Here is a 1,840-nt window from a genome sequence, read left to right as displayed (position 1 = left end):
GCGCTGGAGATGGAAACGGGCGAGGTCTATATCCTCGAAGGCAAGACCACGCTGTTCGCAACCGGCGGCGCGGGACGCATCTTCGCGGCATCGACGAATGCGTTCATCAACACGGGCGACGGCCTGGGCATGGCGGCGCGCTCGGGCATCGCGCTGCAGGACATGGAGTTCTGGCAGTTCCACCCGACGGGCGTGGCCGGCGCGGGCGTGCTGATCACCGAAGGCGTGCGCGGCGAGGGCGGCATCCTGCGCAACTCGAACGGCGACCGTTTCATGGAACGCTATGCGCCGACGCTGAAGGATCTGGCGCCGCGCGACTTCGTCTCGCGTTCGATGGACCAGGAGATCAAGGAAGGCCGCGGCGTGGGTCCGAACAAGGATCACGTGCTGCTGGACCTGTCGCACATCGGCGCCGAGACGATCATGAAGCGTCTGCCGTCGATTCGCGAGATCGCGCTGAAGTTCGCGAACGTCGATTGCATTAAAGAGCCGATCCCGGTCGTGCCGACCATCCACTATCAGATGGGCGGCATTCCGACCAACATGCATGGTCAGGTCGTGGGCACGTCCAAGGGCTACAACGACCCGGTCAACGGCTTCTACGCGGTGGGCGAATGCTCGTGCGTCTCGGTGCACGGCGCGAATCGTCTCGGCACGAACTCGCTGCTGGACCTGGTGGTGTTCGGGCGCGCGGCGGGCAACCACATCATCAAGCATGCGCGCGAGCTGAAGGAGCACAAGCCGCTGCCGGCCGATGCCGCCGACTTCGCGATGGAACGTCTCGCGGTGCTGGAGAAGTCCACCTCGGGCGAATACACGCAGAACATCGCCAACGACATCCGCTCGACGATGCAGGCGCACGCAGGCGTGTTCCGTACGGCGAAGCTGCTCGAAGACGGCGTCGAGAAGATCGCGGAAGTGGCGGAGCGCGTGAAGCACGTGCATCTGAAGGACAAGTCGAAGGTGTTCAACACCGCGAAGGTGGAAGCGCTGGAGCTGGCGAACCTGATCGAGGTGGCGCGCGCGACGATGGTGTCAGCCGAAGCGCGCAAGGAAAGCCGCGGGGCGCATGCGCACAGCGACTACGAGCATCGCGACGACGAGAACTGGATGCGTCACACGCTGTGGTTCAGCGAGGGTGACCGGCTGGACTACAAGCCGGTGCAGATGAAGCCGCTGACGGTCGAATCGGTGCCGCCGAAGGCACGCACCTTCTAAGGCACGAGGATAGAGAAATGGCCAAGAGAATCTTTGAAGTTTATCGCTACGATCCGGACAAGGACGCAGCGCCGCGCATGCAGACGTACGAGCTGGACCTGACGCACGAACGCATGCTGCTGGACGCGCTGGTGAAGCTGAAGGAAGTGGACGAGACGTTGTCGTTCCGTCGTTCGTGCCGCGAGGGCGTGTGCGGTTCGGATGCGATGAACATCAACGGCAAGAACGGTCTGGCGTGCCTGACGAACCTGAACGAGCTGCCGCAGAAGATCGTGCTGCGTCCGCTGCCGGGTCTGCCGGTGGTGCGCGACCTGATCTGCGACTTCACGCAGTTCTTCAACCAGTATCATTCGATCAAGCCGTACCTGATCAACGACACGCCGCCGCCGGAGAAGGAGCGTCTGCAGTCGCCGGTGGAGCGCGACGAGCTGGACGGTCTGTACGAGTGCATTCTGTGCGCGAGCTGCTCGACGTCGTGTCCGAGCTTCTGGTGGAATCCGGACAAGTTCGTGGGACCCGCGGGCTTGCTGCAGGCCTATCGTTTCATCGCGGACAGCCGTGATGAAGCGACGGGCGAACGACTCGACAACCTGGAAGATCCGTACCGTCTGTTCCGCTGCCA

Annotated in this window: 2 protein-coding genes; both read left to right on the top strand. The window is 63.3% G+C overall.

The window, feature by feature from the left end:
• A partial coding sequence (locus QCE62_RS34995; protein ID WP_309927995.1) for an FAD-binding protein occupies positions 1 to 1,218 on the top strand: 1,218 nt, incomplete at its 5' end.
• A gap of 17 nt (positions 1,219 to 1,235) precedes the next feature.
• Positions 1,236 to 1,840 (top strand): succinate dehydrogenase iron-sulfur subunit (locus tag QCE62_RS34990; RefSeq protein ID WP_309927993.1); only part of this gene is annotated, 605 nt, incomplete at its 3' end.

Source organism: Caballeronia sp. LZ033 (assembly GCF_031451265.1).
GTDB lineage: Bacteria > Pseudomonadota > Gammaproteobacteria > Burkholderiales > Burkholderiaceae > Caballeronia.
Note: the sequence above shows the minus strand (reverse complement) of the source record. Positions and strands in the feature narration are given on the sequence as shown.